The following is a 25,808-nucleotide window of genomic DNA, read 5'->3' as shown; positions in this document are numbered from 1 at the left end:
GAGTTCTGACTAACGAACCGACGCTCGAACGCCGGCTCCGCTTTGGGTCGCAAATCGGTCTCGTTCGGGCCGTCGGTCGGCACCGCCCGCTTGGCGAGCGATTTTCCGACCGACTCGAGCCGCAGCCTCCCTCGCTCAGTCGCGAGAACGACCCCGTCACTTTCCGGGGCGCCGCCTTTACGACGGACCGACGGACGGTTCGAAATCCAAAGCGACTGCCCGACACTCCTTTTCGAAGTACTTGTCGGCGGAATTCTCCAGCCACATCCGTCGTCCGAACTTGGTCCTTGCGGGTGCGACCGTTAAGCCCGTGTTCGTGGAAGTGCCCACGCCATGCGGGTACTGCTGATCCCCGAAGTCTACCGCCGCGACGATCATAGCGCGAATGCAGATGGGGGAGACACTAATTTCGAACTACTCGAATCGTTCAGTACAGAGGATGAATCCAACACCGGTCTGCACGCGAGCGGAGCGAGTACGGTTCTCGGACGACGATGATGATTGACTAATACGCCTACTCTTTGCTCTATTCGGGGTGTAGTTAGACCAAGAGAACCACTGTGGAATCACCCGGTTTATACACAAAGCATTTAACCGTTGTAGATAGTTTCTTGTCATGAATAGAAGGTCGTTTATCTCGTGTGTTTCTGTAGGCGCTATTTGTTCGGTAGCTGGCTGTACTAGTAGTAGTGGCTGTAGCGGTATTCATGTGGATTTTCACGCTGTCGATGCAGCGGAGATTGCCTCAGAGGTCGCATCAGAGTTAGATGACACGCCTCGGATGATGACAGACTTGGCGATCCAAACGGCTGAGGGAGACAAACCAATGGTTGAGACGATTCATCGTGGACCGCTAAGTTGGCTCACGTATCTCAATTGGGACGGACAATTTTACAAAATCAACGAAGAGGTAGTTGATGAGGGCAGAGTCTCTGGCCCTGAGTACGTGCTTTCTCGTGATAGTGAGACAGAAAACCTGTCACCTGATGATTCATTATCGTTCGCCAACTTACCGCGTCATGACCAATGGCGAGTCAGCGAGGCGGCCGACTTCAATATTGAGCACCTTGGGGGAATGCGATTTTCGATACCGTTCATCGCCGGCTATCTCGACGCTACTGATCAAGATGAATCCGTTCTCGCAGCAGGCGTCGATGAACCCGTTATTGAGGCCAACGGTAGTATTGCTGAACTCAAACGCACGGGAAAGGGGGACGATACCGCACAGCGGTTCCGCTACACCGCTGGGCCCGTCTTTGAGGACGTTAGTTCCTTTTCCGAGTACGTTCTTGACCGACGCGGATCCACATCGTTCGACCCTAGTGACGAAGTCCGGATCCTCCTTGATGAAGTGAAGGAGAACGATGGCCATCTAACTATCTGCGATCAGGACACCTCCGAGGATAAAGAAGCGGCCAAGCGACGGCGGAACGCTGCAAGTGACCTCAAAACGATGTTCACATCGCTCAAGGAAGCATCCGACCGAGAGAAAGATAGTGATTCTGAGCCATTAGAATACGTTCGATATGAAGGTGACTGGCATTACATCGATGTCTCCCGCTCGCATGGTGTCTAAACTAGGTTCGTCTCCTGTACTGAGTGATCTACACTTTCGTAGATCGGTCACGATCTTATGCCGCATTCGCGGTCTGTATTCAGCATGACTCTTCAAAAAGACACGCTGGCTGGTAGGAAGTACAGTTCGAGTGCGTGTTCGGGGTCGATAGGTTCGAGACTCATTGGTCGTCTCCACGCGAGTCCCCGTCAGAAACACCGTTTTGAGACGGCCGATTTCGGCCGCCTCACGCCTCAAAGGTCGATTCGTTCGACACTCGAACTAGAGCCTGTAGTGTTGATCTGATACCCACCCACCGAGAAGGTGAAATGTCCGGGAGCATCAATCAAGGCCGACGACTTTGGGCCCGGGAATCTCGCCATCTGCGAGCCGTTCGCCCCCGTAAACGACCACGAGAAGAACCGCGAACAGGAGGAGCGGGACGGCACCAGTCACCTCAGTGAGGAGGTTCAACGCTGTGTCCGGGACTCCGCCGGGAGCCAACGCTTCCACGTCAGCGGGATGGAAGATTCCCATTCCGTTGATGCCGGCGTGGATTACGGCGACGGCCAGAACGCTGCCAGTACTGTTGTACATCCAGGTCCAGATGATCGCGCCGGAGAGGATCGAGACGATCCAGATCAGCTGCTGGGAGAGCGGCCACGCGCCGTGTGTCGTGGCCGCGTTGAGGAACAGGGGGAGGTGCCAGGCAGCCCACGAGACGCCGACGATGAGACTGGAAACCAGTGCACTGTACTTGTCCTGGAGCAGTGGGAGCATAAAGCCGCGCCAGCCGAGGTCCTCCTGGCCGCCGCCCCAGATGGTTCCCCAAACCAGCACAAAGAGATAGATTCCCGGGAACGGAAACGAGTTTAGATCGATGGGGCCGCCGAGCGCTACGAACAGGAGGACTCCCGAGCCAAGCAGTATGAAGGGCAGTCCAAGCACGATCACCCACCATTTGGCACCGATACGCCATTTAAAGAACTGCCCGATCCACTTGCGAAGGTCGCCACCGCTGGCCCAAATGACGACGGCGGCGCCAACGGGTGGCCCGAACCCGCCGAATCCGATGAGAATCGACTGGGTCCACGACGCCTCGAGCCCCATGGCCGCAACGATTCCCTGAATCACCCACGTGAACGAGTAGGTGATCAGCAAGAAGGCGACGAGGCGGTGGCGGTCTATCCACGACCGGACTCCGAACTGTTGGACCTCGTCAGTCATCTGGCCTCCTCGCTCTCTGGAGAATTTGACAACCCGTTTTTCTGAATTCCATGCCCGTAGCCGACCTCCAGCGTCCATTAAGAAAAGGATTGTTATTATACCGACACATTGTCAATTCTGGAACTCAAAGATTTTTGAGGATCAACAGCGGCTATCGGTTTATTGAGTTTGAGAGAGGAATTGAGTGCAAGCGGCTTGTTGACTCGAATAACTCCTCGACGAGAGTTTAGATATTTGGCCCTTGTTGGAACACTCACGTAGTGATAGGTTTCAGTAGCCGTGCTGAATACACAGCGCAAATACAGCACAGATCGACGTTCACCCGGAAAGCAGTCGAATCGCTCAGTGGAGGTGAAGCCGTTGGTGCTGTGAGTACTCCGCATCCATTAGGATTGGAGAACAATCACTGCCCTCTCTTACGGAATAGGGCCGTACCACTCTGCCTTGCAATACGGTGCCCTATCTGTAGGAGAGGCTTTAAAAAATTTATACTGGTTGATGCTACCCATGAGGATTTCATCTCCAGCTATTTGTAGCCAATAACGGGAGAAAGCGGGGTCAAGGGAAAACGTATCTCGTTTAGTTCGTCCATCCCCAGTCTCAACCAAGACCTCATAGACTCCAAGTTTGTCTGCAATTTCCATAGTAGGAAGCCACGTTATAGCATCATGTTCCCCGATATATCTCTCCGAATTGAGATCATCAGCTTTATTGAAATCTTCAGCAGGATCAGCGGAGAGTGTTCGCTGAGAGACGATCTCTCCGCCCTTATCGAAAATAGTTATATCGGCAGTGATCAACTCTGTTGTCTGATTACTCACCGTGAGTTCAGCTGGCGAATGCCGTGTTGGAACTACTTTTTCAAACGTTAAGCGAGATGTTTTTGTCTGGAAAATCGCTTTTCCGTCTTTGGTAACATGATGCTGATAATATGGATGGCTACGCATCGTGTCAAGCCAGAGTATAGAATCTGTACTGACAATCTGTGGGTAGAGTAGGTCTCCTTCAGCCTCGTAACTACCTTCTTCTAACGCAACCCTCACCTCCAAAGAAGCCTCATTGGGTATTTGCGACATAGGGATGAATGGGCTCTTGCATCGTTTATACTCGATTTCTTCACTACTCTCGCTACTACTGGTGCAACCTGCCAACGACGATGTTGTCGCCAAAGTACCGAGGAGGGAGCGCCGTTTCATAGTCACGCCTACTAACACGTTCTATAAGTGCTTTCAGGGAACAACTGTCCAGTCCGCAGGTGTAGTTCTCGGGTGATTCACCGATTTCGGCGCGAAACAAATAAAGCCGTCGTGCTGAACTCATTCTCTGTAGTCAGTACGTGACTTCTAACAGAAACTGGGTAAGTTTCTGCGAGCGTGCTGCATACAAGGCGCTTAGTTAGCAATCAATGGCCGGGAATAGTCCTCTGGCAAGTTGGTATTGGACTGTTCGTACTGGTCCGGTCGCTGAATCGGAGCCGTCAGAAAGGGGGTTGTTCCACATGCTGTTCCCAAAATTCCGGGTCCTCGTATGTCGAATACGTCGTTTGATAGCCGAGCCCGCGGCCAACCGGTGCAAGGGCAGTTGCCAGGGGTCGGGTTACGGTGGGAGGAGGCGACACGAACACCGAATCGTCCGCTAATTCCTTGGTCAACACCATGCCTTGGAGAAACCCCGGCTGTCCCGAATCGTCTAATTTCCCCTCGTGGGCGAGACCGAATAGCGTCTTGATGAGCTGGAGCGTCTTTCCTGGCGGCCGTACCGTGCCGATGGCTGCGGCGAATGTATCGCCATCGTAGCGCGGTTTGTGAACCGTACCGGCCGGGACAGTGTGTGATTCCCCCGCTGAAACACGGTGGGGAGTGCCTTCGACGACGACCGTCAGTTCTCCCGAAAGGACCTCGAAGGTCTCCTCGTAGCCGACGTGATAATGTTCCGGCGGCCCCTCCCCAGCGCTCAAATAGATCGCGCTGTGATACTCGCCACCCGTGTTCTCCGGGGGTTCAAGATCGGCGACCCACTCTTGAGATACTGGATTGGATATCAGGGGGCCTGTCCGCTCAGCGAGTGTCTCGGCAACGATTCCCTCTGGATCGACCTCGAAGCCGCTCCCCGGGACCGGCTCGCCCTGCTCGTCGAGTGTTCTCCCTACTGAGATGATTTCCATGTTAATATTTGGCACAGGCTCGGTATTCAACTTTCGGACGTTGAGATATCGAGTACGTCGATAATCCTCACTTTCAGGCCTCGGCCCGTACTTTGCGAATCTATTTGAAATTCGTGCACCATCGGTATGGTATGACGAGACAAGGGTCTATGGAACCAAATCGTGTCCTCGATCACGAGGGATTTCCGGGAAGGTGGGAGATCCTCGAAACGGCTGACGAGACCGATGGGGAACGGTTCAAGACTCGCATGGAATTGGACGAGCCAGGGGAGTTACCGCCACATCTCCATCCGACCGCCGAAGAGAGTTATGAGGTCATCACTGGTGAGCTGGAGGTACAGGTCAAAGGGGAGTGGTCCACGGTCGAAACCGGCGAGAAAGTCGTCATCCCACCGGATACGGAACACGCGTTCAGGAACGCGGGACCCGCCGAGGTGATCAACATCCACCGACCCGCGATGCAGTTCGAGGAGTTCTTCAGAGGGTTCCACAGGTTGAAAACCGAACGCGGGGTACCCATGCCGCCGAACGGCCTCAAATCATCTATCTTGCTCGCCATGCTGGTCGTCGAACACGAAGATGAACAGCGCATCGTCAGTCCGCCACATTGGGTATTCAAGATTCTGGCAAGAGTTGGACACCTGCTCGGCTACCGGCTCCCGACTAACCGAGTGAGATGAATTGAGGCCGGCGTCGGTGATGTTCTCTCTGTGACGGTTCTCTTGTGTGCTGACTCAATGCTCTATATTCAGCACGCCTCTCTTGACAGCAGTTCGGTAGGTCGATCAGATCTTGCTGAATACAGGGCGCGTATTCATCACAGAGTTTAAATTACTTACTAGGGATAGCAAACGAACAGGAGCGACCAACGGAGTTCAATAAATGGACTACATGGAAGATACGTACTTATACGCTGAGAGCCTACTTCTAGATGACTGAAAAGCAGGGTCTATCATCGTATTCTTCCGCAAACCAATGCGGGAGTGCCCTGGTATGAGATTGTAGTCGGCGGGTCCGCCGCTCGATAGGTCTTACTGCTTCTCAGCCGGGTAAAACAATGAAGCAAGCAAAAGAGACCATCCCAATCAAGATCGACACACCGGACGCCGTGGCCCGCCAGCAGGTGGAGTTCGGCGATGCGAGTCACTACGGTGAACTCAGCGGAGAGTACTTCACGCTCAACGCCGGAACGGACATCGCCCCGCTATTAGAAGGTCTGGAGGACGACCTCTGTCAGACCCCCCACTGGGGGTACGTCCTTAAGGGCGCACTCACCGTTGGCTACACGGACGGCACTGAAGAGGTTGACTCAGCCGGCGATCTCTTCTACTGGCCGCCTGGCCACGCGGTCCGGGCCGACGAGGATTCTGAGATCGTCATGTTCAGCCCACAAAATGAACACACAGAGGTCATCAATCACATGCTGGCTAAAATGGGCGGAAGTGACGAGTAGAACGACTATGACCACTTCAACATCTAAACCCGAGGTTACAGAGGTAACGTGCCCCCACTGCGAACAACTCACTGATGTCCAAGTACTGGATCGAAACGCAGAGTTGGTCGTGAGCCCGTCCGTCGCAGCCTTCGGAGAACATAGCATCGCCCATTGCCCCCAGGGGCACAAATTCTGGGTCTACTACTGCTGAACATCTCCCGTCATATTGCATACGTCCCTCTCCTTAGACGGGGTACCTGTTGCAGAATACAACCTCTGTATTTCTAATATCATTTCTGACAGCAACTGGGTAATTCGTGGGGTCTCTGCAAGATACAAGGCGCGAATGCGGCATGAGATTTTGACCGATCTACGAAAGTGTAACCGCTCAGCACAGGGGCTGTACTGGGAGATATCGAAAACCGCGCTGTAAAAGGAGCGAATGAGATAGTACTGATCTTCGTTCTCCGTGGTGTTCTCGCCCAGATCCAGAAAGCACTTATCAATAAGAACCAGTTGAGATATTATGAAGTCGCGGATTCTCATAGGAATTATATTCGTTCTTCCGCTTCTTCTCTGGGGTGCAGTTTTATACCCCGGTGCGCTTGCAACGCCGTATCAGGCCCCTTCACCATCATTCACCGTCGCGCACGAATCGACGGAGGACTTCAACGATACGGTCGAAGATCGAGACGCTGCGATAGAGAGTGCTGTCCCCGTCGAAGAACTCTCGGAGGATCAACAGAGGGCCTTCAAGACGGCGAAAGAGCAAGAGCCACATCCGTTCAGTGGACGGCAGAGCTTCAAACTACCTGTCTGTAAGGACATACTCCTCATGTGTGACGAGTACGAGGAAGCGCCAGAGGAGCCTAGTAGTTCCGGGGGGATCGGCTACCAGCACCACCCGTATGGGATCGTAGAGGACACCGACGGAGAGGTGTATCTCGTACGAGCCGGTTTCGGCGGCGAGAAGGCATGGGATCTCAGCCCTGTTTTTGAGATCACCAGTAAACTACTCTCTCTTGGGGTGTTTTCGATCTTTCTTATATATCAGTACTGGGGAAGATGGAAACCCGAACCGACGCCTACTGCTGTGGGCTATGGCATAGCTCTCGTTGCTTTCGCGTTCGCGTTCCCGTATCTAGTGATGTTCAGCGATATCGCATCTCTAGGTCTAATACTGCTACCTGTGATAACATGGTGCACAATAATCGTTGAGATAGTGCGTTCTCGCGGTAAAAAAGAAATGAGTGCACGATCGGAAAGCGTGTGATCGGAGTTTATTTTGGGCCTTCGGAATACGGTAGCGTGTCGTAGAAAGCAAGAAGCTTCGAATGAGCCTGATTGAACCAGCCACTCAGTAGGCAGATCTACGGAACGGCTGGTTCAGTAGGTCGGGCGTGAAACAAACGAGATCGTCGTGCTGCACTCATCCTCTTTATTCAGTACCGTCGAACAATATCATTTTTGAACAATTTTCTGGGAACCGTGTACACTTCCGGCTGTAATGACACAGCATCAGTCTGAGTCATCAACATGGGCGAAACGACATCGACGAGCGTTGACGACACGACATTCTCACGAAGATGTACTCTCCGACCGAGAGTTCGAGTTGCTACTCGAAGCCTGTTCGGAGTTACCTAGTCCCCGTGATTTCCAAGCGCGGTTCATCTGTTTGGTAGCAGGTCGGCTTGGACTGCGTGGGGGCGAGATTTCACATCTCCATACCACGTGGTTCGACTGGGATCGGAAGCTTCTCCAGATTCCACAGCAGGAGCCGTGTGCCTGTGGGTACTGTCGTCGCCAAGCAGCCCAGGAAGCGAGCCACTGTGACGACCTCACCGAGTATGAGGCAGTAGCGGTCCGGTGGCACCCAAAGACGGTCTCCTCCGCGCGAGCGATCCCCTTCGACCTGTCGTTGCGTCTCGAATTGTGTATCGAACGCTTCGCCAATCGCTACGATTCGTTTTCACATTCGCGCTCGACGATCAATAGGCGGGTGAACGAAGCAGCCGAGGCTGCCGATCTTCGAGGGCGTGTTTACCCACACTGTTTGCGGGCAACCGCTGCGAGCTATCACGCCTATCAGGGAGTTGCGCCAGTCCCACTACAGGCATTGATGGGGTGGAGCGATCTCGCCACTGCTCAGAAATACATCCGGATTTCTGGAACTGCGACCGCAGATGCACTCCGGCAAGCGCATCATCGATAACTCACAGCCCACTCACGATTCTTGTGGCCTCTGCTGCATACACAGCGCGAATATCGCACGAAACCTGACTCAATTTGCGAAGATGGTGATCGCTCAGTATAGGTGAAGCACATACCGTTTAGGACAGAGAACACCGATACCGTTCTGAAGAATAAGATAAGCCTGAATGTTAGTGATCTGTGCGGGTCTCCACAAACATGTGATACCAGTTTCCCTCATGACGAAGGTAGTACTCCCCAGTCAACTTTCTTGGTCTTTCAGATTCGTTTCTGGCCGTCTTAAGCTTCTCTAACGCCTCTAAATGCTCCTTGTTTTTCCCTATCTCATTACAGATTGGAAGTGCTCCACTCTCGTCCTTTTTAAGATCTGTAACTAATTCTTCTATCTTATCATTAGACACTTCAATTCCTCGTCGTTGTAAGATATAGTTCGCAAATGAGTCTGGACGATCTGCAACAAGTGTTGCTGAATACGTGAGTTGTCTCACGGTTATCGTCTGCGTATCAATCCGTTTTAGCTGAATAATGTCATAGTCTGTGTTGCTATCTAATGAGATGTAGAGTTCGTCAGTCCCAGCAGTGAACACCGACTCCTCAGCATCGTCTCCGTTAAGATATCCTGCAGTGAACAAATCATGTCGAGAAGAACGCAGGACTTCATTGATCCGCCACTGATCGTGTTGAGGTAAGTCAGTGAACAGTAGCACATCATCTTCTGATCCAGTGGCCTTCTTTCTTGATACCCCATATGATGGCCCAGAAACGTCCCCTTCACCCACCACGTTCTTGGTAATCCTGTAGAACTTGTCCGAATATTCATAATAGTGCTCTTCTCTGAGGGGTGGATTAAATGCCACCTCAATGGTCGGTGACTGGCCTTCGAGTACTTGGTGAAAAAGGGACCCTCTGCCCGGGGGTGTCCTATTCAGTTCTGCTTCCGCCACCGCTATCTTTCTCGCTGTTTGTTCTAAACTGACGCGATAGAGGGAAACTCGTACACCACAGGGAGATTTGAGAGAGTTATCATTAGACGACTTAGAACAGCCAGAAAACACTGCCAAAGACGACCCCGCAATTCCCGAAAGGACTTTTCTACGATTCATGGGACATGATCTTATACGGGATATAAAGTTTTCTGATATATAAGCGAGGCTTTTGCTCTATTCGCACACGGACGTGGCACCTGATGTCGCATTATTTCAGACGACCTGAAAGCGGTTCTTGTGCTCAATATAGGGAATGTACGTATCAACTAGTACGATAAAGCCTTTACCCAGACTGGCAGAACATTGCTTCATGGCTTCATTCACTTGCTATGACATACCCCCGATTATATTGGCGCTGCTTGGCGCCTTACTTCTGCTATATGGTGTAGGACTCGGGACAGAGACTGTTGTATCGATGCTTACGGTCCCAAACTATGGCGGTTGGGCAGGTCTAGTTATATTCATATCCTTATTTGCCTCATTTTTTGGTTCTATCACCACCCTATTTGGCGTTTGGTTTGTGTACGACCCTGAATTCAAACTCCCCACTTCCATAGTCTCTGGTATCCTCGTCCTCGGATTCGTCAGATTAGTTTAGATATTAGAAATCATCAATCAACCGCGTGAAGTATATAATACTGCACTTACGCTGTCGATACTCCTTGTACCTGTACTGACTTGGTGTCTTCTCTGGGGTGTTGAGAGGTACTGGAACATGAGTTTTTCTCAGCGGATGGGTCGGTGATGGGCTTAAGAACGAGAGCCTGCCTGCTACTCGCCCGCTATATTGGATACCTGTTTCAAGCAATCATAGGGAGAAAAATCGCGTCCGAGAATTCGATGAGAGATGGACAGAAGATCGTGAACCAGCGGTAAGTACAGGTGAGACAAGTATCGTCTACCAGTGGAGTCTAACTTCCAGCAGTTGACCATTTTGATTTGTCTATCCTTCCCCAAGCCTTGTGAGCAATCAAGATACCGATCCCTGCGAAGATGACAGGGTAAATCACTTCGATTAATAGCCAAGCGATCACGACACATATTCCCGGTACGCCTGTTCCACTACATCCCGGTAAACTTCCTGCCGTCCAATTTCCAAACCTCCAGACGTAATGGTGGGCAGGATCAGCCAATATCAGGCGCAAAAGAAATAGGAATGATACTAGATAGATGGCTAGTTTGACCCACCTACGATGCTTCTTAACCATAAGCAGATATTGAATAATCTAGGAACAAGTACTTTCTGTAGCCAGTGTTCAGTTCGCAGGATCTATTGAGCGGGTGGTTCACCGATTTCGGCGCGAAAGAAACGAAGCCGTCGTGCTGTACTCATCCTCTACATCTTGCAAGTCGCTCTTGACAGTAACTCGGTAGTTCGAACAGATTCTGCTGAATATATAGCGCGTATCGAGCAAAATTGTGAAGCCTGTCCTCAGCAATTGTTGTCTAGTCCAATATTGCTAATGCACATTGCCATCACTTCATAGCATGGGCCGATTGAATATTGGTTTCCGACGTCTTTCTGGTCGGTGAAGTTCTGATCGGTCACGTGGTGATATCGGACATGCATTCAATGACATGGCCACCCCGTAGCATCAGTTGTCACCCTCACCGCGCTGCGACACGACAGTTAGCACTAACGCAGTGATTCCGAGCAACCGTGTCACCGGGAGCACCCACGATTTCACGGCGATGTCGTCTGGGTTCTCGTAAGCGAGCGACAACCCAAAATCCAGGTACCGCCGCGGTGCAACCACCGCCATTGATCCAAACAGGCCAATCACCACGCCTACAACACCTGAGAGGAATCCCGTCCGGCGTATGAGGAGGAGGAACCCGATCCCTTCGAGGCGGGCCATCGGGATGGTCCATCCTCGGAGTATGGCATCCTCTGGGTTCTCGAACGCTAATGTCTCCGCATTTTCAACGATCCTGCGTGGAATCGCCACCATTACGAGACCGATGGCAGACAGTAGCATTCGGAGCATATTGATCCTTCCCAGCCCATCGAGATAAGCGTTAATTGGCGAGTCTACAGATGTGTTCACAGGCCCAAATCGGTCGGGCAAACAACGAATTCGGTGCGTGGCCACATCCCGGACGATCCGCGGACGCTGTTGCATTCTCACGTTCGATCTCCCACCGCTCGACCGCAAGGGCTGCCCGTAGCTCTGTGAACTCGCCATCCGGGAACCCCTGTACGGCAGTAACGATTGGATGCCGTTCGAGCTCTTGCTGGATTGCACGAAGCGCTCGATGAGACGCTTCAGATGAATTGTATGGGTCAGCCATTTGTTGGCGCTACGCGGATGACCGAAAGTCCGTGGTGTACGTTGCGTAGTTTTCGATCGCGTCCTCAAAGACGGAGAGCCGATAGAGTGCGAGTTCCCAGTTACTCGCGGTTTTCTTGAAATCTCGCGTCTGCGAAGCGGTCTCCGTCTCTGCGGCACGGGTACGCAACTCGTCGGGTGAGTCCGCGTTATAGTCCGCTTCCCAGTCTTCGATTTTGGACTGTAACTCGATCTTTAGATCGATCAGTCCGTCGCGGTCATGCTCGTCGAGCAAGTCTCGAAGTTCTTGTATCCGTGTATGGAGTGGGTCAGGGGAATAGAGTGCGCTATCGTCGCGTTCTGTCTTCAGTAGCACGTTCAGGTTGACAAGCCGGTCAAGATGGTCTCGTGCTGTATTCTCCGTGACGTGGGCCTCATCTGCGATATACGATACTGGACGTGGTTTGGAGACTGTAGCGGCAACCGATTGAACACGGTCGAACGCTGTTGTATGTTCTGTCCAGGCGTCAACACCCGGACTCTCGTCGGTCATGGCATCCAGTAATAGATCCAACGCAATAATGCTACCTTCGAGTAAGATAATTTACCTCTGCCTTTTTGACTGGGTTGAACGACTACTCTCCCGCTGTCCGCCGATACCAACGGATTTCTCATCCCCTACACCCACAGGCATATTGCGTTATATTGCGTTCTATTACATATGCCAATCAGTATCGACCGGTTCGACGAAGAACCCGTAGACGCACTCGATCTCCAGGAAGGGACGCATCCGTATCGACTGCTGCAATTCCTCGCGGCCCACAGCGATCAGGCGTTCACGCAGACGGAACTCCACGAAGAGACCGACATTAAGCGCGGAAGCGTCGGCGCTGCACTCTCCCGTCTTGAGGAGCGTGGCCTCGTTCGCCACCGCGGCCGATACTGGGCCATCGCCGAGGACGACCGTCTCGCCTCCTACGCTGCACAGACGAATGCCAGCTCCGCTTCGACGACGGACGACTACTACGGCGACGAGGAATGACAGACGTCTACGAGCGCGGTGCAGTAGTAAAAGACCCCGATCTTCTCGCAGACCACGACTACCGGCCATACGTTTGCCTAAGTGATCGCACACACCCGTTCCACGACGAGGAAGCACTCTATGCGGCGGCCACGACGACGCGACGGACGGTTGCTATCCCGCTCACTGACGATGACTTCGTCTCGGGCGGGCTACCGAGGGAAAGCTACGTAAATCGCCTCGGGGTCAAGCCCCGAGGCTTTCGCGTGGACTCCCGTTCTATGCCTCAACCGAGGCAGGGGGTACGTACTCCCCGCTTACGTTCAACGTCCCGCGATTCAAGCGCACATCTACGGGTGCGCCTCCGTCGCCTGCATTTTGCCGACGACGGAGATACTGCAAACCGATATTCTTGGAAGCATTGTAGTCGGCGTGGTTCTCATACCCGCACTTCTGACACTCGAACGACTCGCCCGACCGATTGTCGTCGTGGGTAAATCCACACGTCGAGCAACGCTTCGACGTGTTGCTCGGGTCAACCTGCACGGCTTCGACGCCGTGTTCTTCGGCCTTGTATTCGACGTACTCGTAGAGGCGTCGGAACGCCCAGACGTGTTACCACGTCGCCTCGGGAATGTTCTCCCGAATGTGGGTCAAGTCCTCGAACACGATGTGTGTCTTGATCTCTCTGACGAAGATTGCCAGAAACGCCACTAGTGCAGTACGTTGTTCGGCCTCCCGCTCATCGAGCACTGGCCGTGCGTCAGAGAATGACTTGAATAGTTCGTATACTATTATAACACATAACGACCACACCAATCACTCACCGGACAAACGCCAACGGAGGTGCTGAACTAGACAGTGCTCTTTGGACTGCTTATCAAAGATTTTAACACATGAAACTGATAATATCGACGTCGAAGTATGCCCTCCATTCAGACGAACGGATTGACGAAACAATTCGGTGACGACACAGTCGCGGTCGAAGATCTAGATCTGACTGTCGACACCGGAGAGATATTCGGATTTCTCGGCCCCAACGGCGCGGGGAAGTCGACGACGATCAACATGCTGCTTGACTTCATCAGGCCGACGGACGGCTCCGCAGAGGTCCTCGGGATGGATACGCAGACGGAAATCGACGCGATTCGGAAGCGTATCGGCGTCCTCCCGGAAGGATACGAGTTCGACGAGTACCTGACCGGGCGCGAATACGTCGAGTGGGCCATCGAGACCAAGGCGGCTGACGACAACCCAGACGAGATACTCGAGACCGTCGGCATCCACGATGACGCGGACCGAACGGCGGCCAGCTATTCTACGGGGATGGCCCAGCGCCTCGCTTTCGGGATGGCGCTAGTCGACGATCCTGACCTCCTCATTCTCGACGAACCCTCAGCGGGTCTCGATCCAAACGGTATCCAGCGGATGCGTTCGATTCTCCGCGACCGGGCCGACGACGGAACGACCGTGTTCTTCTCGAGTCACCTGCTCTCGGAGGTCGAAGCCGTCTGCGATCGGGTCGGCGTGATGAACGACGGCCGACTCGTCGCGATGGACACGCTCGATGGACTTCGAAAGAAAGCAGGCAGCCGGTCCAGCATCGAACTCGAGTGCGCGGCAGAGCCGACTGTCAACACCGTCGAAGCGTTGGACGGCGTCGCGGAAGTGGTCGTCGAGGAGACGACGCTGACCGCCTACTGCTCTGATTCGTCCGTCAAGGCAGACGTAGTTAGATTGGTCGACGATCAAGCCGACGTGGTCGACATCTTCGTCGAGGAGACCTCGCTCGAGGAATTGTTCAACCGGTATACGAGCGGGGGACGCGATGGATCAGGTGCGGACGAAGCGGAGCGAACGTCTCGAGAGGCCTCCGCATGAGCACGCTCACCGTCGCAAAAAAGGACTTCAAAGGTGCCCGCCGGTCCCGGACGCTCTGGGCCGCCGCCATCCTCCTCGGGCTGATTGCGGTCCTCCTCGGATTTACCGCTCGGGGCTACCGATTGAGCGGGATCGAAACCGTCCAGAGTTCGTTCCGGATGTTGACGCAGCTACTGGCGGTACTGCTGCCGATCATCGCGCTGGCCGCGACGTACATGGCCATCGCCGGGGAACGCGAAGGCGGCGGCATCAAGTTCTTGTTGTCACTCCCGAACACCCGCCGGGAGGTCTTCGTTGGGAAGCTTCTAAGCCGCCTCGGGATCGTCGCATCGGGTGTTATCTTCATGTACATCGCCGCGAGCAGCATTTTGCTGGCCAAATTCGGCGCGTTCCCCGCCGGCGTTATTCTCGGGACGCTCTTGTTGACGATCATCTACGGCTCGGTGTTCGTGAGCATCGCCATCGCGGTGTCTGCGGCCGCGGCGACGCGAAGTCGAGCAATCGCCAGTTCACTAACGGCGTATTTCGTCCTCGTCATCCTCTACGTCTTCCCCCTGATCCAGATCAAAACTCTGGTTCGCGGGATTCACACGTCCATACTCGGTATGGAGAGCAATCCGGATCTCTACAACGGGGTTCAGTATACGAGCCCGTTTCTGGCGTACCGGAAGTCGATCAATCTCGTCTTGCCCGATGGGCTGCAACAGCGACTCTTCCGCGATAGCGCAGCGAACGTGGCCGAGAGTGCGAGCAGGCAAGCGGCGACAACCGATCTCAATCTTCCGGTGTACCTTACCGACGAGTTCTCTCTCGTCATCCTCGCGTTCTGGCTCGTAGTCCCGCTACTTGTCGGCTATTGGTCATTCAAACGAGCTGATCTGGAATGAGATCGATGGATCGACGCACTACGATCGGAACGGCGCTCATCGCTCTCGCGATCGCCCTGTTCGTAGTTCCCTCGCTGTTTCCCGTTCAGGCAGTGCTCACCCACGACACGAGAGCGATTACCTTCGACGGCCGGGAAAAACTCGAAGAAGAGGGCGTGAGGATCGTTCCGTACGAGAATCTCTCCGATCGAGGGCAAGAACTGTACGTTCGGACGCTCGAAAACGATGGAATGTACCGCGTCTCGCCGGGACAGGGAGCGCCCGAATTCGACTACATGACTGGTGCGGAGCGGTCGCAGACTCGACGGGAGAAGCCAGATACAAGGCCCGGGTACGTTGCGATCGAACGCCCTGAGAACGCTACCCTTCCGACGGCAGACGAACCGTTCGATCAGGAACATCAAGCACGAGATGGAGGGGCTGAGAGTCACCGCAAAACAGTGATGCGCTACGATCTGATGGAAGTTTCGAGGGGACCACCCCCGCTTGGATCGACGCCGCAACTGTTGCGTCTTGCAGCGTCACTGCTCGCGGTCCTCTCGGCTGGAATCGGTGGATATCTGATCTCCTCCCGATAAACGAGTCGATCGGCGGCTAACTGCCACGACCAGTCGGCGAGTTCGGGATCGGGTTCACGAAAGCGATGCTGAGTTCGGTCAATGCGACGGCGATGATGAGGTCCTTCTGTCGATCGGTGAGTTACATCGTCGGTGTTGATCGCGGCTTTGTCTATAAACCTCAGTTTCAGAAAACGCCGACAGAGGTCGGCGTCAACCTCCCATCCCTTAGTATGTCCCAGGGGTGGGACCCGAGACCGTGTGTGACAATATGGCGATTGGCTACACGTTGGAACGATCTCGGCAGCGGCGAGGTATGTCTCGGAGCGGATCGATAGGCGGTGGGGTCTTCGACCAGATCCTTTCCCCTCGCCAGCTAAACGGGGCCAGCGTGACAGTATAAGACTGCTGGCTAACTATCGGGTATTCGATGAGGCGAGGATCAATCCGACGCAGCTGCTGACCACTAGGCTAATATCGGTCTGCGAGGTTGAGAGCACTCCCACTTAGACAACGTGAGAGACTGATCCGCCGAGTTAGAGTGTGTCAAATGAGTTGATCACGTCACTCGTCGAGTACATATCGACCAGGATCTGTTCGTCGAAGTCAGAATCATCGCTCCAGATGGCCCCACTGCGGGCGATCGCACACGCGAGGTACAGTACATCGTCGGGGTCAGTGTCTCCGATTGCCTCGTCTGCTCGCTCAATAGCCGGAGAGAAGTTGTCGGCAGGAACAACCTCAATGTGCTGGAACAAGAGTTCGATGGATTGTGCCACTCAATCCGGTTCCATTCCGGATTTCTCCACGATCAGGGCTTCGTAGTTCTCGACTTCGTCGTGGACAAACGCAGGTGTCAAAAGATCCGGTTCGAGTGTAACGATGAGTTCCCGCGTCTTCGAATCAGCGATGAGTGTAGAGATGACGACGTTGGCGTCAATGACCAGCTTCATTCATCGAGTCTACGCCGATTCTTCTTCGCCGCGCTTGCGTCCACGTTCGTTGATTCTATCGGCGATTTCCTGAACGTCGCGCTCGGTGAGTTCGCTCTCGCTAGTGAGTTCGTCCATCATTTCGAGCGTCTCAATCTTCTCCTGGATGGCCTGTCGTGTGACCTCACTCCAGTTGATCTCCGGGTGCTTTTCCATTCGCTCTTTGAGGTCGTCGTCAACGTTGACCGTGATGCTGGGCATACAGAAATCTATGGATGCACAGAATCCTGTGCCTTTCGGTGCAGCCCGTGTTAATCGACATCGAGTCCCTCCCACTAGACAGAACCAGGTTACTCGTCATGGTCGTCATCGATCTGTTCAAGAAACCGACGTACCTCGTCGAATTTCATTCCTCGCCGTACCTTGTCTTCGAACCTGTCGAACTCGATGAACCCCTCATCCGATAATTCGGGAAGTAGGACGTGATGGAGTTCGTAACAAATCGTGAGGTACTCCGCGGAGTTGAGAGTCTCTCCCTTACGAAGAATCGGGTCAGCAGACATCGAACTCTCGTCGAGGAGCGCACGTAATACTCGCCGCTGTTGCGCTGAGAGTACCCGTTTGATGCGATCTTGGTTACAGCGTTCGTCTCTCACAGGTCAAGTAGTTGCTACCGATCCAGCCACACTCGAAGTCGTTCACTCCGAATGCTCGTTCTTTTCGACTTCGGTGACGATCACGTCCCAGTCAGGATGTTCGCCCCCATTCCGACATTCGAATCCGCCTTCCACATCGATTCCACTCTCGTAGGCCCTGCGAAGGAGGGCTTTCAGCTCCGCGTTCAATTCCTCCTTCGACGGAAGCGAGGCCTCCTCAGACGTCATCTTCCCTCGTCCCTTTCGTATTTCTCCGCTGTGAGCTCGTGTTCTGGTGTGATGGCGACCACACCGTAGCTGTGGACGGTTATCGTGTGCTCCTCGTGCGTGAACGTAACGTGGGTATCCCCGTTTGTCCCGTTGCGAACGCGGACGAGCGCATCTAATTCGTCGGCGTCAACAGTGGAATGGAGCGGGTCGAGTTCTACAGGATCAGTATCCATTACGTCCGCCAGCGTTGCGACAACAGCCATGCTCGCTGGTGTCTTCTCCTGATCGAACTGGGTGCGAACAGTCCCAGATTCCTGAGCGTACTCAACCGCTTCGACTCCAACCCCAGATATCGTTGTACCCATCTAGCCTGATTCTAGACGTCTGAGTCGGTTCAACTGGGCTACTGATAATACAGCATATTTAAACGGTGGGCTATCCGAACGGTCACGACGAACTGCTGAGTGTCGCTCCAATTAGGCGTCGATGTCCCCGACGGAGTCGTGACGATAGTGACTGCTGGGTGATACCGAGCTCGTCGGCAATCTCTTCGAGCGACGCCTCGCGTGGGGAGTCGAAGTAGCCCCGTTCGTAGGCTAGTACCAGCGCCTCGCGTTGGGTCTCGGTCAACTCGTAGCCCTCTCCCTGGATCGGAAGCATGGCGTGGACGGCGGTGATCGCTATCTGAATGTCGTTTTCCTGGCAGTATTCTCGAAACTCAGCGAGCGTCTCCTGACTCTCACCGCGTACCTCAAACCGCCATTCCTCTTTCGTTCCAATCCCGGAAAGTACGACGACGTTGGCCTTGGCAAGCGCGCTCAGGATGCCGAAGTACTCTGACTCCCACTCGGCACGCATGAGATACTCGTCTTCGACGCTATCGACCACTCGAATGTTTCTCACGCCGGAATGTGCCTCGAACTTAGCTTCGATATCCTCCGTTTCTACATCACGCACCCAGAAGTACGGGATAATCAGCGTCTCGTGTGGAATCAATCGCTCCAGTTCAACGGTCACGCCCGGCAGGTTCTCGAACACACTTCCCAGCGGAAACTCCGCTACCGGACTCGTAAACTCCATCACAGTCGCCATGCGGAAGCCTTCGTCTGGCAGACGAATAACCGGCATGGGTGGTGTACCATAGCTTCGAGACGAGTCAACACACCGTTGCTGGCGGAGATGGTGTGCGCTGCGAGCGGGGGTGTACCTCTGGCACCCGGATGGCCATGATGCACCATGTCATCTCCTTTTGTGCAACCGGACAATCTAGTCTTACAAGCGAGTATGAGTGTGATAACGGAGGTTCGCATCCCATCCGATAATTTTGAACTCGGGCAAATCCTCGGTCTAGAGCAAGCCTCGGCCATCGAACTGGAAACGCTCGTCCCGAGTGGGGACGTGACCGTGCCGCTCTTCTGGGTCTACGAACCGGTCGAAAACGGCTTTCTCGAGGCCGTCGAACGCTATCCAACTGTCAACAGCGTCACAGAGATGGACGTGTTCGACGACAGGACGCTAATCAGGCTCGACTGGGATGCGAGCCAGGATCACCTTTTTCAGTGCATCTTGGAACACGACGGGCAGATACTGGGTGCGACTGGATCGCCGGAAGGGTGGAATTTCGAGATACGGTTCTCAGACCGCGAAGCAATGAGTCAGTGCCAGGACTGCTGTGAGGCCGCGCACATCTCTCTGGAGCTAACCCGCATATATAATCCGACGGACCCTGAGGCCGGTCCGTGGTACGGCCTGAGTAAGCCCCAACGAGAAGCGTTGACGCTTGCCATTCGAAGGGGATACTACGACATTCCACGAGGGTGTACGACCGCAGAGTTAGCTGACGAACTCGGAATTTCCGATCAAGCAGTGACGGAGCGACTGCGTCGTGCCATTGGGACGTTCGGGAGGTACGCACTTCTCACGCCCGAGTCAGCAGCGGAAATGGACTGACTGTTTCCATTATGCATCATGGGACAGAGCTAGGTAGATGGGACTACGCTATGTGAGTATGGATGAGAGTCGAAAGCTGGGGACACGTGATATACAGTCAATTGATGAGGGTACCGGTTCTTCGGGGCGTGAGAGATCGATCTCCCCCGATACGATTCTGTCGGCAGTAGCGAACGAACACCGACGCGCCACCCTCAACGCGTTGGACAACGCTTTTGAGAAGACACTGGAATACGATGCGCTCGTAGATCGCGTTGCAGACCGGGTTCGGAACGAAGACCCGAGACGGGAGTCAGACGAACACCAACAACGCGTCCGAATCGCACTTCACCATACTCATCTTCCAAAACTGGAGGAGGCTCGGATAATCGACTACGAGGCTGAAACGGGGCACGTCCGGTTTGTTGGCGGTGAACTGGAACAAGATCTCCTGACGTTGGTCGAGCCGTACGAGGCCTACGAGTGACAGAATATCGGATCGACTTCTCCTCCGTTCGACCTAAATCAGCCGTATTGTACGAATATGTATTGTTCGTCGTCTTCATTCTCTGTACTGACCGATTTGACTGACCCGAATTGAAAGTTGGTCCGATACTGTATTCGCGCATTGTATCTTGCACGGCACTTCTGACGAACATCTGGCAAGAGTCACACTTACCGATCATTACTTGCCCTTTAATGGTCGTTAGATTGCTTGGTCAAGATTGTGGACGATACACGCAAGAGTGAGTTCACGGAACTGCTTCCACCAACGTCGTGAACGGACGAACGCGCCGTACTTCCGCTTGAGCGTTGAGTTGACTGTCTCTGATTGACTCCGTTGGCCGTAGAGATCGGCGTCTAAGCGTGCATTCCATGCCTTGTGAAGCGATGTGAACTCACGATGCTTAATTAGTGGACGAATCTCGTGTTGACGGGCAAGCTGTCTGATTTTCTGGTCGTCGTAGCCTTTGTCCCCGAGCAGGATGTCGATAGTCTCGGGGTTGCGTTTGATCAACGACGGAGCGATCTGGCTATCGTGTTTTCGTGTCGTCGTCACGTGTAAATCAAGGACTGCATTCACTTTGGAATCGACTAGCAGTGTTATTTTGAGTTGCTGAATCGTGAGTTTGGCTCGTTTCGTGTAGTGTTTTGAGGCGTGACTGCGGTCGAATCCCGGAGCATCAATCCCCGCAACGCCGTTAGTCGGGAGCAGTGAAACAGAGAGACTGAGCAGCACTCGCCAGACAGCCATATCGAGTCTATCGAACGCTTTGCACAGTGTTGATGGGGCAGGCAGTTCAGTGAGATTAATCGCGCTCCGAATACGGGGCATTTCGATGAGTTCGTCGAGGAGTGCTCGATACGTTGTATCCTTTCGAACTTTGAGACAGAGGAGAACGATGTGCTGATGGAGCGTATAGCGTTGTTTCGAGAACTTCGAGGAGTATCGAGCGACGGCACGTTGTGCTAATTGAAATGCTTGCTCGACAAATCGGAGCAACCGAGACTTTGGGAGGGTCTGCATCTACTCAAACTACCGACTGAACCTATAACTCACTAAGGATTTCAACAGAGCCCATCCTCTCTATTCAGCACGCCGCTCTTACCAACGATTCATCAGTTCTGATCTCGTCTGCTGAATACAGAGCGCGAATGTTGCACTCCCAGTACCGGATTCAAGGATCGCCCGATTTGATCAGTACAGGACAAGTATCCATGGCCCAGTTTCTCAAATAAAGTTTTGTTCTTTCGCTTGTAACCGGCGCTTCAGGCCGATTTCGACGTGCCGACGGTCTTTGGGGCCAGCCCAGCGTGCGGGGGACCGACGACGAAGATATCGCTCACAGCAAGACCGGCCCGCTCACTGTGTTCGCGGAGCGTCGCTTCAGAGTCTGCGTCGTACCGACACATTGTCGCCCCGATTGATCCATCCTCCTTGAGAAACGTTTGGGAACCGAGATACGACATCGGCACGCCCCCGCTTCGGAGTTCTTCAATGGCTTCGCCCGAACTTTCAACCGCCTGCTCCAACTGCTCCCTTGTGATTCCCGCATCGAACTCCCGCAAAACGTCGTAGTTAGTCATGGTATTTCCTGAGAAGGAACAGTACACTGTTCGAGTTCTCACTGCTAGTAGGTTCCCAAGCCTTATAAACTCCTTTATAAATCTTTCGGGTTTCTTTATATCGACTCGACTGTTGTAGCGGCCCTCCAACCCGAGGGAATGTTGCTCGGAATGTCTCGGAGAGTCCACTCCGGTTCATCAAAAGTCCTATACACTTATAATGGGTCCATATGGGTAGGGAGCGGAAGGTTCACTGTTATCGGTGTGAAACAAACGGGGTTACCGTGCTGCACTAACTCTCTGTATTCAGCAGGCTGGTTGTATCAACGACTGAGGGTTTCAACAAAGCCAGAGGATGTACCAAACACGAGAATAGCGGATAGCAGAGTAGCAGGGGTGATACCCGAAACAGAAGGCTCATTCTCACATAGCAGTGACCGACGGCCATGCACCGCCGCCAAGTCCTCGTAGCGCTTCCGACAGTCGCCATCGCAGGCTGTTCCTCCAGCCCCAGTGATGAGCGCAGTCCAACGCCCACTGAGCAGACACCACCAGATGGGATCGAACTTGTCAAGTTCACGCATCCGGAGTACGTCCGTGCTGGACGCGAGACACACTTTGGGGCCGTTCTCAGAAACACGGCCGACACGGAACAGCATGGGACGACCACACTCGAACTCTCACCATCCGGTGGGGACTGGCGCCAACTCATTGAAACGGGGTACGAACTCGGACCGGACGAGCAAGCGATCATCGAAACTACCGCGACAACGCCGTTCATCGGCTCGCTCCGCCTTCGCTTAGTCCCATTCGAGCGAACGATCAGCATCGATTCGATTGGTCAGTCTCTTTCCTACGGCGACACCTGTGAACTTCCGAACGGTATCCACCTCACGGTCAAGGACCTGAAGGCCATCGACAGGTTCGAGTACGAAGTAGATGGCCAACCCCAGACGGCGACCCCGCCAGACGAGATGAATTGGTACCTCGTGAGCGTAACCGCTGTCAATCATGGTGACGAGCCCGCCATCGCCCCGTACCGGACTGCCTTCGAAACGTTGGGCTACAGCTGGCAGAAGACCATCCGTTACCGGGCCGAAGGCGCCTACGAGGGTGGTGAACTCCAAGCTGGTGTTTCCCGTACCGGTGGCGTCCTATTCGAAACCCGTCATCGCTCAACCGAGAGGGGGATTCGACTCCGACATCCGTATAAAAACGGGACCGTCGGTGCATCTTGGGCTCCGTCTCAACGGGAGGAGGAAACCGAGACGCGGGGATGATGGCGGCGACGTAATCGGATTGCGTCATCATCCTTGGACCCATCGTGACGGACGGTTCCCTGGACGGACTGTCTGTGCAGTGATTTCCGAGCATAGTGGTCGCAGTAGGTAGTAGCCTGTCTTTTATTCGGATTCATTATTGTGGTAAATATGGGTGTTGAGCGGCATTTCAGGAGAGTATTACAAAGGCTAAAGTATTACTAAGCACGACCCATTACGTATGAGCGACGCAGACGACGGGACGACCGTCACCGTCACGAGCAAGGGGCAAGCGACGATTCCCAAAGAGTTCCGTGACAAACTCCACATCGACACACCGGGCCGAGTCCGGTTCGTTGAGAACGAGAGGGGGGAGATCGTGATTCGACCGGTCAAGCGCCCGTCCGAGCTTCGAGGCGCACTTGCATCTGAAAAAGAGGAACGTGGGAAGTCGGCCACGGAACTGCTCCGTAAAGAGCGAGAGCGAGAGAAGACGGCGACCGACGAGAAGTACGGACTGTCGGAGCAGGAGGAATGACGGTCGTCTTCGATGCTGAGGCACTGCTCGCCTTTTCGTTCGACGAACAGGGAGCAGGCGAGGTCAAACGCTGGCTCGACCGCGTGTACGATGGGGAACTCGATGGGTATATAGCCACCATCAACCTCGCTGAATTCCGATACATTACCATTCGAGAAGCATCTGTGGAGAAGGCCGACGCCCATATCGACGACCTCCGAGATATGGGCGTGACCGAGTACAACATCGATGACCTTTGGGAAACTGCGTCGGATTTGAAAGCCACGTACAGTCCAGCTATCGGAGACGCATACGCCGTCGCCGCTGCCAAAGACCTCGACAACGACGATGAGCGGACTGTAACCCTCCTCGTTGGTGCTGACGACGACTACGACGTGTTTGAGGAGGAAACGGGCTTCAAGCACCTCATCGAACGCTTCCGAGACGACTCTGCCTAATGCGATCGAGAGTGAGACGGTCCTGCATTTGATACCAAATCCCGCTCGAGCAGTTCGAGCAGGGGAAATCGGCGGAGTTGGCCGATACGGAACTGACGCTCGGCGAACCGGATGAGGTGTGGGGACCTGTTGCCGACACTGGGACTGAGGGGACGATGTGATGGCTGCCATCGACGACGAACTCTCTGCAACCGAGGATACGGCGTAGGTCACGACGGAAGGACGACGCCGATCCGGCCGACGGCGGCGGGCAGCGACGTGATCGGCTCGGCTCGTGTCGCCGTCCGTAGACCCATCTAGGTTTATTAAAACTCTCACACAGAGATAGGATTTAGGAACCGTGCTGAATACAGGGCGCGAATGCGGCACAAGGTCGTGACCGATCTCCGAGAGCGGTGATCGCTCAGTACAGGCGAAGGCGTTACCGGAGCAGCTGTCCATCTCTCGGATAGGCATCAGAAATGCCCTGCTGAATATAGAGGATGAGTGCAGCACGACGACCTCGTTTGTTTCACGCCCGCCCTACTGAACCAGCCGTTCCGTAGATATGCCTATTGTGCATTTGACCGCTCTCAAGTGTTCGAGTTCGGCAGGTTTCAATAGAACTGCAGTTTAAAACAGTGCGAGGCGTACTATTTTCACATGTACAGAACAATTATTGGTCTCATCGGAGTCATAATCGCGTTGTTTCCAGCGAAGATTCGCTACCTCTATGAGCAATTTGCTCTCAAGAACCCTGACGAGGTCAACGCGAAGTCCTGGTTCACTCCTGCGATCAGAGCAGAAGGGATCGTCTTCCTACTCGTCAGCATTATCGGGGGAAAAGCATACACAGCATCGATGTACGTTCTCGGAATTGCGGGCGCTGTCGCACTCTTCATTCCGAAGCAGGCACTCAAATTGAGCGAGAACTACGCCTACGAACGACCGGAGACGATAGAGTGGAACGAGGGACTGGTTACAGTGATTCGTTGTTTCGGATTGGGTTACCTTCTTATCGCGCTCAGCGCACTCTCCAACCGAAACCGGGATACTGACAGCTCCTGATCGGTGACCTGATGTACTTCTCCCCTGTACGTAACACCGAAATTTGGAACATCATGTGGCCAATATACACCCTGAGTTCAGCACACAGTACATGGGTTGTCCAATTCTTGTCAAAACGATGTGACCGACTCAGATGATAGATGCAGCAAACCGACGTTGTTTCTTCTAAGATATCTGTGCTGAATCACCTGATCAATAGATCTTCTTACTGACTATGGGGTGGTGATTGTGGCGGAATGAAATAATCAGTTGCCAGCGGTTGTTTCGAGTGATGAATTGCAGTACTCACAGCGATCTCGGTCGAGTTCATTCGGTGCACCGCATTCCGAACAATTAGCCCGAACCGGTGGTTCGTCCGTATCGCTCCACGACAGAATCACCATTACGAGGAGAATGAGAAAAACGAACAAGAACAGACCTAATGGACCGAATGAGAGAAGAAAAATAGCAACGAGGAAGACAGAGAAACCGACGAGTACGTACACCAAGAGGGTCGAGAGACGATCCATAGAATATATCCCAAATTTACGACAAAAGAC

General features: G+C 53.8%; 29 protein-coding genes and 4 pseudogenes. 18 read left to right on the top strand and 15 right to left on the bottom strand.

Translation table 11 applies throughout. The annotated features are described in order from the left end of the window. The first annotated feature begins 826 nt into the window (after positions 1-826). A complete protein-coding gene (locus NDO75_RS06140; RefSeq protein ID WP_310905260.1) occupies positions 827-1,576 on the top strand; it encodes a hypothetical protein in 750 nt (249 codons plus the stop codon). A gap of 321 nt (positions 1,577-1,897) precedes the next feature. Here the strand turns inward: NDO75_RS06140 and NDO75_RS06135 are convergent, their stop codons facing one another. From NDO75_RS06135 to NDO75_RS06125, 3 genes are all read right to left on the bottom strand, one after another. Continuing rightward, complete coding sequence (locus tag NDO75_RS06135) at positions 1,898-2,782, bottom strand: type II CAAX endopeptidase family protein (protein ID WP_310905259.1); 885 nt, start codon at positions 2,780-2,782, stop codon at positions 1,898-1,900. A gap of 416 nt (positions 2,783-3,198) precedes the next feature. Further along, positions 3,199-3,858 carry a hypothetical protein gene (locus NDO75_RS06130; protein ID WP_310905258.1) on the bottom strand — a complete coding sequence of 220 codons (660 nt, stop codon included), beginning with the start codon at positions 3,856-3,858 and terminating at the stop codon, positions 3,199-3,201. Between the two features lie 401 nt (positions 3,859-4,259). Then, positions 4,260-4,946, bottom strand: a complete 687-nt coding sequence (locus NDO75_RS06125) for a cupin domain-containing protein (protein WP_310905257.1) — start codon at positions 4,944-4,946, stop codon at positions 4,260-4,262. Positions 4,947-5,077: 131 nt separating this feature from the next. Here NDO75_RS06125 and NDO75_RS06120 point away from each other — a divergent pair, with 131 nt between their 5' ends. The 4 genes from NDO75_RS06120 to NDO75_RS27730 all read left to right on the top strand — a co-directional run bounded on the left by NDO75_RS06120 (position 5,078) and on the right by NDO75_RS27730 (position 8,593). Beyond that, positions 5,078-5,626 carry a cupin domain-containing protein gene (locus NDO75_RS06120; protein ID WP_310905256.1) on the top strand — a complete coding sequence of 183 codons (549 nt, stop codon included), beginning with the start codon at positions 5,078-5,080 and terminating at the stop codon, positions 5,624-5,626. Positions 5,627-6,003: 377 nt separating this feature from the next. Next, a complete protein-coding gene (locus NDO75_RS06115; RefSeq protein WP_310905255.1) occupies positions 6,004-6,399 on the top strand; it encodes a cupin domain-containing protein in 396 nt (131 codons plus the stop codon). 508 nt (positions 6,400-6,907) lie between these two features. Beyond that, positions 6,908-7,654 (top strand): hypothetical protein, encoded by a 747-nt coding sequence (locus NDO75_RS06110; protein ID WP_310905254.1) that lies wholly within the window; start codon positions 6,908-6,910, stop codon positions 7,652-7,654. A gap of 234 nt (positions 7,655-7,888) precedes the next feature. Then, positions 7,889-8,593: a site-specific integrase gene (locus NDO75_RS27730; RefSeq protein ID WP_345784890.1), complete on the top strand. Its 705-nt coding sequence runs from the start codon at positions 7,889-7,891 to the stop codon at positions 8,591-8,593. Positions 8,594-8,762: 169 nt separating this feature from the next. Here NDO75_RS27730 and NDO75_RS06105 read toward each other — a convergent pair whose 3' ends face one another. Next, the gene (locus NDO75_RS06105) at positions 8,763-9,536 is read right to left on the bottom strand and encodes a hypothetical protein (protein ID WP_310905253.1); all 774 of its coding nucleotides are present in this window, start codon (positions 9,534-9,536) and stop codon (positions 8,763-8,765) included. A gap of 352 nt (positions 9,537-9,888) precedes the next feature. On the opposite strand from NDO75_RS06105, the gene NDO75_RS06100 reads away from it, so the two are divergent. Then, the gene (locus tag NDO75_RS06100; RefSeq protein ID WP_310905252.1) at positions 9,889-10,176 is read left to right on the top strand and encodes a hypothetical protein; all 288 of its coding nucleotides are present in this window, start codon (positions 9,889-9,891) and stop codon (positions 10,174-10,176) included. Positions 10,177-11,173: 997 nt separating this feature from the next. Here NDO75_RS06100 and NDO75_RS06095 read toward each other — a convergent pair. Further along, positions 11,174-11,566, bottom strand: coding sequence for a hypothetical protein (locus NDO75_RS06095; protein WP_310905251.1), 393 nt, complete (start codon positions 11,564-11,566; stop codon positions 11,174-11,176). A 313-nt stretch (positions 11,567-11,879) separates the two neighbouring features. Further along, positions 11,880-12,401 (bottom strand): ArsR family transcriptional regulator, encoded by a 522-nt coding sequence (locus tag NDO75_RS06090; protein ID WP_310905250.1) that lies wholly within the window; start codon positions 12,399-12,401, stop codon positions 11,880-11,882. 168 nt (positions 12,402-12,569) lie between these two features. Between NDO75_RS06090 and NDO75_RS06085 the strand changes: the two genes are divergently transcribed. Together NDO75_RS06085 and NDO75_RS27725 are read left to right on the top strand one after the other, a co-directional pair. Next, on the top strand, positions 12,570-12,890 hold the full coding sequence (locus NDO75_RS06085) for a helix-turn-helix domain-containing protein (RefSeq protein WP_310905249.1): 321 nt from the start codon (positions 12,570-12,572) through the stop codon (positions 12,888-12,890). After that, a pseudogene (locus tag NDO75_RS27725) lies at positions 12,887-13,105 on the top strand (hypothetical protein); the annotation flags it as partial. The gene NDO75_RS06085 and the pseudogene NDO75_RS27725, both read left to right, overlap by 4 nt. A 43-nt stretch (positions 13,106-13,148) precedes the next feature. On the opposite strand, the pseudogene NDO75_RS06080 reads toward NDO75_RS27725, so the two are convergent. Further along, positions 13,149-13,547: pseudogene (locus tag NDO75_RS06080) on the bottom strand (transposase); the annotation flags it as partial. An 84-nt stretch (positions 13,548-13,631) separates the two neighbouring features. On the opposite strand from NDO75_RS06080, the pseudogene NDO75_RS06075 reads away from it, so the two are divergent. The 4 genes and pseudogenes from NDO75_RS06075 to NDO75_RS06060 all read left to right on the top strand — a co-directional run. Further along, a pseudogene (locus NDO75_RS06075) lies at positions 13,632-13,727 on the top strand (integrase core domain-containing protein); the annotation flags it as partial. A 66-nt stretch (positions 13,728-13,793) separates the two neighbouring features. Further along, positions 13,794-14,750: an ABC transporter ATP-binding protein gene (locus NDO75_RS06070; RefSeq protein ID WP_310905248.1), complete on the top strand. Its 957-nt coding sequence runs from the start codon at positions 13,794-13,796 to the stop codon at positions 14,748-14,750. Continuing rightward, entirely contained in the window at positions 14,747-15,637 is an 891-nt protein-coding gene (locus NDO75_RS06065) for an ABC transporter permease subunit (RefSeq protein WP_310905247.1), read from the top strand. The genes NDO75_RS06070 and NDO75_RS06065 overlap by 4 nt, the downstream gene beginning before the upstream one ends. Positions 15,638-15,642: 5 nt before the next feature. After that, the gene (locus tag NDO75_RS06060) at positions 15,643-16,215 is read left to right on the top strand and encodes a hypothetical protein (RefSeq protein WP_310905246.1); all 573 of its coding nucleotides are present in this window, start codon (positions 15,643-15,645) and stop codon (positions 16,213-16,215) included. 515 nt (positions 16,216-16,730) lie between these two features. On the opposite strand, the pseudogene NDO75_RS06055 reads toward NDO75_RS06060, so the two are convergent. From NDO75_RS06055 to NDO75_RS06030, 6 genes and pseudogenes are all read right to left on the bottom strand, one after another. Continuing rightward, positions 16,731-17,147: pseudogene (locus NDO75_RS06055) on the bottom strand (PIN domain-containing protein). Positions 17,148-17,156: 9 nt separating this feature from the next. Then, entirely contained in the window at positions 17,157-17,387 is a 231-nt protein-coding gene (locus NDO75_RS06050; RefSeq protein WP_310905245.1) for a hypothetical protein, read from the bottom strand. 89 nt (positions 17,388-17,476) lie between these two features. Further along, the gene (locus NDO75_RS06045; protein WP_310905244.1) at positions 17,477-17,689 is read right to left on the bottom strand and encodes a hypothetical protein; all 213 of its coding nucleotides are present in this window, start codon (positions 17,687-17,689) and stop codon (positions 17,477-17,479) included. A gap of 135 nt (positions 17,690-17,824) precedes the next feature. After that, positions 17,825-18,010: a hypothetical protein gene (locus NDO75_RS06040; RefSeq protein WP_310905243.1), complete on the bottom strand. Its 186-nt coding sequence runs from the start codon at positions 18,008-18,010 to the stop codon at positions 17,825-17,827. After that, entirely contained in the window at positions 18,007-18,357 is a 351-nt protein-coding gene (locus NDO75_RS06035) for a HalOD1 output domain-containing protein (RefSeq protein ID WP_310905242.1), read from the bottom strand. The genes NDO75_RS06040 and NDO75_RS06035 overlap by 4 nt, the downstream gene beginning before the upstream one ends. A gap of 82 nt (positions 18,358-18,439) precedes the next feature. Next, positions 18,440-19,084, bottom strand: a complete 645-nt coding sequence (locus tag NDO75_RS06030; protein ID WP_310905241.1) for a helix-turn-helix domain-containing protein — start codon at positions 19,082-19,084, stop codon at positions 18,440-18,442. 192 nt (positions 19,085-19,276) lie between these two features. Between NDO75_RS06030 and NDO75_RS06025 the strand changes: the two genes are divergently transcribed. Both NDO75_RS06025 and NDO75_RS06020 read left to right on the top strand, forming a co-directional pair. Further along, positions 19,277-19,942, top strand: a complete 666-nt coding sequence (locus tag NDO75_RS06025; RefSeq protein ID WP_310905879.1) for a helix-turn-helix domain-containing protein — start codon at positions 19,277-19,279, stop codon at positions 19,940-19,942. 37 nt (positions 19,943-19,979) lie between these two features. Next, positions 19,980-20,408 carry a hypothetical protein gene (locus NDO75_RS06020; protein ID WP_310905240.1) on the top strand — a complete coding sequence of 143 codons (429 nt, stop codon included), beginning with the start codon at positions 19,980-19,982 and terminating at the stop codon, positions 20,406-20,408. 219 nt (positions 20,409-20,627) lie between these two features. Here the strand turns inward: NDO75_RS06020 and NDO75_RS06015 are convergent, their stop codons facing one another. Beyond that, the gene (locus tag NDO75_RS06015) at positions 20,628-21,449 is read right to left on the bottom strand and encodes an IS5 family transposase (RefSeq protein ID WP_310905239.1); all 822 of its coding nucleotides are present in this window, start codon (positions 21,447-21,449) and stop codon (positions 20,628-20,630) included. 242 nt (positions 21,450-21,691) lie between these two features. Next, positions 21,692-22,009 (bottom strand): nickel-binding protein, encoded by a 318-nt coding sequence (locus NDO75_RS06010; RefSeq protein ID WP_310905238.1) that lies wholly within the window; start codon positions 22,007-22,009, stop codon positions 21,692-21,694. Positions 22,010-22,434: 425 nt separating this feature from the next. On the opposite strand from NDO75_RS06010, the gene NDO75_RS06005 reads away from it, so the two are divergent. From NDO75_RS06005 to NDO75_RS05990, 4 genes are all read left to right on the top strand, one after another. Beyond that, on the top strand, positions 22,435-23,268 hold the full coding sequence (locus NDO75_RS06005; protein WP_310905237.1) for a hypothetical protein: 834 nt from the start codon (positions 22,435-22,437) through the stop codon (positions 23,266-23,268). A gap of 220 nt (positions 23,269-23,488) precedes the next feature. After that, positions 23,489-23,785 (top strand): AbrB/MazE/SpoVT family DNA-binding domain-containing protein, encoded by a 297-nt coding sequence (locus NDO75_RS06000; protein WP_310905236.1) that lies wholly within the window; start codon positions 23,489-23,491, stop codon positions 23,783-23,785. Further along, positions 23,782-24,222 (top strand): PIN domain-containing protein, encoded by a 441-nt coding sequence (locus tag NDO75_RS05995; RefSeq protein WP_310905234.1) that lies wholly within the window; start codon positions 23,782-23,784, stop codon positions 24,220-24,222. Before NDO75_RS06000 ends, NDO75_RS05995 begins: the two co-directional genes overlap by 4 nt. A 642-nt stretch (positions 24,223-24,864) precedes the next feature. Next, positions 24,865-25,269, top strand: coding sequence for a hypothetical protein (locus NDO75_RS05990; RefSeq protein ID WP_310905233.1), 405 nt, complete (start codon positions 24,865-24,867; stop codon positions 25,267-25,269). Positions 25,270-25,808: the final 539 nt, after the last annotated feature.

The organism is Natrinema sp. 1APR25-10V2 (assembly GCF_031626495.1).
Classification (GTDB): Archaea; Halobacteriota; Halobacteria; order Halobacteriales; family Natrialbaceae; genus Natrinema.
Note: the sequence above shows the minus strand (reverse complement) of the source record. Positions and strands in the feature narration are given on the sequence as shown.